Genomic DNA, 5,522 nt, shown 5'->3' on the forward strand with positions numbered 1-5,522 from the left:
TGTCCTTCGCAACGGGGAAATCGTTTTGGGAGAGTGCAAGGCGAACGCGCGTGGCCTTTCTCCGGAGGAGTTGGACAAATTGTGGGGCGCAGCGGACCAGCTCGGCGCCCGAGCGACCTTCGCCGCAACACTGGATCGCGCCGCCAACTGCGGCAAAGAATGGCGAGTGACCGAGGGACCCACAGGACGGCCGCACTTCGCCCTCACCGCCGAGCACCTGTTCGACCTCCGCGGCGGGATGGGGTCACACGAGGATCTCTTCGCTTGGCGGACCGATTACGCTCCGAGATTCAACACCAACCGCGAGGAAATCACCGGGGCGGAGCTCGAACGTCGCATCGACGATGAGTTCGGTGAGTATGTCGAGCGGACCGCCACGGACTACGACCAACACCCCCGCGCCCCGTGGACGAGGGGACCGAACGATTGACCGGATCCTCCGCGAAGCGGAAACCCATCGGTCGGATGGGGAGGCGTGCGGGCTGCTCTCGCTGTACCCGACGCTGCATCGCCACCGTCAGCGGTGAACACCGTTCGGGCCGAACAGGACTCACTACGGGCCTTTCCCGGTCGTGTCCGGAATCCGGTGTAAATAGGGAGCACGGGCGTAGGTTCCGCTTCACGACCTGCAAGTCTGCGAAGAAGGAGCAACACCCGTGCCTGTTCGAGTATCAGCCACCGACCGTATCCGCGCCAAGGTCGACGCCTTGTTTGCCGAGGATCGGGAGCTGCCGGAGATCCTTGAAGAAGTCGCCCGTCTGGGCGCCCAGCTGTTGATGCAGGCGGCGCTGGAGGCGGAGGTCACCGAGTTCCTCGGCCGCCACCGCTACCAACGCATCGCCGCCTGTCCCGACGCTAACGAGGGCTCACGCAACGGGTATCGGCCGGTGACGGTCAAAACCACCGTCGGGCCGGTCACGTTGGAGCGGCCGAAGTTGCGCGGCACCACCGCAGCGTTCGCGTCGCGGTTGTTCGGTAAGCACGTGACGAAAACCAATGCCCTGGAGACGCTGGTGATCGCGGCGTTTGTGCGCGGGCTGTCCGTGCGGGATGTCGAGGCCACCCTTGCCGAAGCGCTCGGTGATCAGGCCGCGATCTCCAAGTCGACGGTCTCGGAGGTCTGCAAGGCGATCCGAGCCGAGTATCGGGCGTGGGCGCGTCGCCGACTCGACGAGATCGTGCTGGACTATCTGTTTTTGGATGCCTCGTTCTTTCGGATGCATCCTGGGTCGCCGGCCGAGCCGGTGTTGGCGGCCTGGGGCATCACCACCGAGGGCAAACCGGTGTTCGTCGGATTGTCCCCTGGGACCGGCGAGTCCACCGACGCGTGGGCCGACTTCCTGACCGATCTGCGCGAACGCGGCCTTGCCACTCCGCTGCTGGTCGTCTCTGACGGCGCCAAGGGCTTGATCGCGGCCATCGAACAAATCTATCCAAAAGCGTTGCGCCAGAGATGTCTTATTCATCGACTCCGCAACGTGCTCGCCAAAATCCCCACCGGGATGCAACCCGAAGTTCGCGACGGCTACTGGGCCATCTTCGACACCACCGATCTGACGGTGAAACCGGGACCCCAGCTGGTCGAGATCATCGACAAGCGCATCGAAGCGTTCGCCGCCAAATACGCCGACCTCTACCCGGCGGCTATGCGGATCCTGCTCACCGACCAAGCAGGGCTGACGGCCTATCTGCGGTTTCCCGTCGAACACCATGGGCGCGTTCGACATTCGAATTTCATTGAGCGATCTTTTGGGGAGACCAAGCGGCGCACCAAGGTCATCGGCAGATTCCCCGGCGAGACCAGCGCCATCAGCCTGGTGTGGGCCGTACTGGATCGCGCCGCGGCCGGTTGGCGCGGTCTGACCATGACACCGGTCGGCACCCGATTGCTGCAAGACCTACGCCGATCACTGCTCGACCCACCCCGTGAACTGCGGCCGCCGCAACGTCGAGCATCTGCCAGCCTGACAGATCCCGATGCCGCCACCGCGTAGTGAGACCTGCCGCGTCACGACGTCCGTCCGTCTCAGTAAGGGACCGATATCCGTCACACCCGGTGGCACGGGGCCTATCCGTTCGGGTCGTCAAAGGCACAGGTGCTTCGGTGGCCGGGGGCCGCGTTCGAGGTTGCGGTAGAAGGACTTTCGGGATGCACCGAGTCTCGGCGATCGGGTCGCTGTTGGGGACGGCAACTATCGCGGGCGGCGGCCGGCGACTCGTGTTGCGGCGGCAAGGTGGCGAGCAACGCGGTGGTCAGCTGCGCGGCGAGCTCGAAGGCGTCTGTAACCGGCATGACCTGCCCGCCTGGGTTTGTCTCGAGCCAGGACTGGGCATCGCTGACCGAGGTGAAGAAGTGCACCTGGTTGCAGAATGCGGAGCGGATCTCGGTCATGTCCTCGGGGTTGACCAGCGACAGCACCGCGGTGGCCGGCTCGACGTCGCGCACTCCGCGCGGGCCCGCGGTTAACCGGATTGGCTGCCCAGTGGCCGGGGAGACCGACTCAATGTGGGCTTCCCGGTCGAGGATGAGCGGGAAGATCAAGGTGTCCAGGGCGCACCAGGTGTAGAGCTGCTCGCCGTCGAGGGTGAACCGATGTGGGGTCGGGCGCAGGGTCAGCCCTTGGCCGACGATCCGACCCTCGTCGTCATACTCGGTGTCGGGGCGCTTCGCCAGCTGGGCGCGGGTCTGCTCGATGGTGCGGCCAGCCGTGGCGGCGAGCGCGGTCACCTCAACCGGGTTCCCGGACGTGAGCAGCCGCAGCAGTGGGACCAGGATTGCCGGGTCCAGGCCGGTCTCGTCGGGAACCGCCAGTCGGTCGACGCCGGGGTCGGGAGTGAAGTCAGTCATCGCATCTTCCGGTTTTCGAGTGGCTGTAGATCCACGGTGTTCAGGAGGCGCAGCAGGACAGCTTGGCGACGTCGGTGACAAAGGACTGGCAGGCGATCTTGATGGCTTCGGCCATGGTCAGATATGGGGCCCAGCTGTTGGCGACCTGATTTACGGTCATGCCGGCCGCAACGATGTAGACCCCGGCCGCGGCGAGCTCGCCGGCGTCTTTGGCGACCGCGGTGATCCCCAGGATCCGTCCGGTGTCGGCGTCGGCGACCACTTTGACGAAGCCGCGGGTATCGCGGTTGACCAGCGCCCGGGTCACGTAGTGCAGGGGCAGCACGCGGCAGTCACAGCGGATGCCAGCCGCGACGGCCTGTGCATCGGTCATCCCGACCGTGCCCAGCGCGGGGCTGGTGAACGTCACCCGGGGCAGGGTCGTGTAGTCGACCGACCGGTTCGCGTCGGTGAACGCGTTGTCGACCATCATCGCGCCGTGCGAGGCGGCGACGTACACGAACTGGCGGTGCCCGGTGACATCCCCGGCCGCCCAGATCCGCGGGTTGGATGTCGCGAGCTGATCGGTGACCGCAATCTGCCCGCCGTCCCCGGTCTTGACGTCCACCGCGCCGAGGTGGAGTCCATCGGTGACCGGGGTGCGGCCCAGCGCGACCAACAGCCGCTCAGCGGTGAACTGCTCCCCGGCACCGGCCACCGACGCGACCGCAACCACCCGTCGGGTGGCTGGATCGGTCGTCACCGAGTCGACGACCGCTTGACCGACGACCTGGATGCCCTCGTCGGCGAACACCTCGAGCAGGGCCTGCGACGCCTCTGGTTCTTCGCGGGAGGCCAGCCGGGAGCGGACCAGCATGGTGACCTTGCAGCCGAGCCGGGCGAACAGCTGGGCCTGTTCCAAGGCGACGTATCCGCCGCCGAGTACCAGCAGTGTTTCGGGGAGCTCCTTGAGTTCCATCGCGGTGGTCGAGGTCAGGTAGTCGACCTGGTCGAGTCCGTCGATCGCGGGGATGGTGGGGCGAGAACCGGTCGCGACCAGATAGTGCGCGGCCACGACCAGCCTACTGGTGCCGTCCTCGGCGGTTACCTGCACTACCGGCGCGTTCGGGGTGCCGTCGAACGAGGCCTGCCCGCGCAGTAGTGCCCAGCCGTAGTCCTCGGCGATGTCGAGGTATTTCTCCGTGCGCAGCGCCTCGACGAGGGAGCGCTTTCCCTCGACGAGGCCGGGCATGTCGACGGGGTCGGCACTCGTGCTGATCCCGGGGAAGCGACCGGAATCGAGCGCGGTGTGGCGGGCCTCGGCGGCGGCGAGCAGTGCCTTCGACGGCACACAGCCGGTGTTCACGCACGTCCCACCCACGGTGCCGCGCTCGATCATCGCCACCGACTTGCCCAGCGTCGAGGCGCGGATCGCGGCCGCGAACGCCGCCCCACCCGACCCGATCACGGCAAGATCGACCCTCGACTTTTCCACTTGGCCCAGGGATTTCATCGGTTTCATCGGTGTTTCGCGGGCAGTTCGCAGTCTTCGGGCCCGCAACGGCGGCTACCTGGCGCGACCAGGTCCCACACCGCGAAGACGACCATGACCACCAGTCCCGCGTACAGCACGACCCTTGACGGCCCGTGCGCCAGGACACCGCTCGCGAACGAAACCCACCCGATCAGAACCAGGATCGGGCCCATCATCCCCAGGGCGCTGCGACGCCATTGCCGCTGGGCCAACCACCCCAGTCCGTTGGCGACCAAGACGAGCGCCGCAAACAGCGGCAAAACATTGATGAATACGTCTTCCCACTGGGAGAGAAACCCCAGCCCAACGGCCGCCCCGATAGCGCCCACCGCCGGGAAACACATGGCGCACGCCATCGTGGACACCACGGTGCCCACGACACCCACCTTGTCGGTCATCATGCGCACAATCTGTTGCACTTGGCCCTCCTGAACCGCTTGAGTAACCCGTTCCATGCCACCAGACTGGACCTTCCAGTACAGGTGAAGGTCAAATCTCGGGAGGTACGGCCAATGCGGATCGGAGAGCTGGCCGACGCCGTCGGCACCAGCACCAAGACCCTGCGTTTCTACGAGGAGCAGGGCCTGCTCCCCGAAGCGCAACGCACACCCGCCGGTTACCGCGACTACCCAACTAAGGTCGTCTCGAGGATCGACTTCATCCATCGAGGCAAGGCCGCCGGGCTCACGCTCGCCCAGATCCGCCAGATCCTCCAAATCCGCGACCGCGGTCAAGCCCCCTGTGAGCACGTCCGCGACCTTCTTGACACCCGACTCGCCGACCTCGACCACCAGATCGGCAAGCTCGTCGCTCTTCGCGACACGATTGCCCAATTACGCAGTCAGGCCGCCACACCCGAGCCCACCACCTGCACGGACGAGCAGGTCTGCCGATACCTCTAAGCCCGTCACGTGCGTCCAAGTACCGAACCCCAATCGGACACTCGCCTCGCGGCATGCTTTGCGCACCGCGAATTGCGACACCGCTGACGCAAAGGTTCTCAGATCCGTGGTAGGAATCGATTCTCGATCAGCACCCGCTATCCGTGACATCACCTCAGGCAGCTCTGAACGGAGCCTGTTGCCCGAGTTCCGCCGCCCGTATGCTGACGGCGAAGCGACGAACCGGGCTGTGCTTTTACACCGCCATTCGGACGCGACC

At 65.9% G+C, this 5,522-nt stretch carries 6 protein-coding genes; 3 read left to right on the forward strand and 3 right to left on the reverse strand.

Features of this window, described 5'->3' with window-relative positions:
• Positions 1–430, forward strand: a 430-nt coding sequence (locus AC2VOU_RS04625; RefSeq protein WP_486956292.1) for a hypothetical protein, incomplete at its 5' end; no start/stop codon positions are given.
• Between the two features lie 226 nt (positions 431–656).
• A complete protein-coding gene (locus AC2VOU_RS04630; RefSeq protein ID WP_486956293.1) occupies positions 657–1,994 on the forward strand; it encodes an IS256 family transposase in 1,338 nt (445 codons plus the stop codon).
• Positions 1,995–2,068: 74 nt separating this feature from the next.
• Here AC2VOU_RS04630 and merB read toward each other — a convergent pair whose 3' ends face one another.
• Genes merB through merC form a run of 3 tightly spaced genes read right to left on the reverse strand, consistent with a single transcriptional unit; the run spans position 2,069 to position 4,816 of the window.
• Complete coding sequence (merB, locus tag AC2VOU_RS04635; RefSeq protein ID WP_486956294.1) at positions 2,069–2,848, reverse strand: organomercurial lyase MerB; 780 nt, start codon at positions 2,846–2,848, stop codon at positions 2,069–2,071.
• A 40-nt stretch (positions 2,849–2,888) separates the two neighbouring features.
• Positions 2,889–4,340: a mercury(II) reductase gene (gene merA, locus AC2VOU_RS04640; RefSeq protein ID WP_486956295.1), complete on the reverse strand. Its 1,452-nt coding sequence runs from the start codon at positions 4,338–4,340 to the stop codon at positions 2,889–2,891.
• 5 nt (positions 4,341–4,345) lie between these two features.
• A complete protein-coding gene (merC, locus tag AC2VOU_RS04645) occupies positions 4,346–4,816 on the reverse strand; it encodes an organomercurial transporter MerC (RefSeq protein ID WP_486956296.1) in 471 nt (156 codons plus the stop codon).
• 57 nt (positions 4,817–4,873) lie between these two features.
• Between merC and AC2VOU_RS04650 the strand changes: the two genes are divergently transcribed.
• Positions 4,874–5,263 carry a heavy metal-responsive transcriptional regulator gene (locus tag AC2VOU_RS04650; protein WP_486956297.1) on the forward strand — a complete coding sequence of 130 codons (390 nt, stop codon included), beginning with the start codon at positions 4,874–4,876 and terminating at the stop codon, positions 5,261–5,263.
• Positions 5,264–5,522: the final 259 nt, after the last annotated feature.

This window comes from Mycobacterium sp. TH-M25 (assembly GCF_057473665.1).

Excerpts from the sequence above, each read along its gene's own strand:
- merB (WP_486956294.1), bottom strand. The coding sequence starts at position 2,848 with ATGACTGACTTCACTCCCGACCCCGGCGTCGACCGACTGGCGGTTCCC.
- merA (WP_486956295.1), bottom strand. The coding sequence starts at position 4,340 with ATGAAATCCCTGGGCCAAGTGGAAAAGTCGAGGGTCGATCTTGCCGTG.
- merC (WP_486956296.1), bottom strand. The coding sequence starts at position 4,816 with ATGGAACGGGTTACTCAAGCGGTTCAGGAGGGCCAAGTGCAACAGATT.
- AC2VOU_RS04650 (WP_486956297.1), top strand. The coding sequence starts at position 4,874 with ATGCGGATCGGAGAGCTGGCCGACGCCGTCGGCACCAGCACCAAGACC.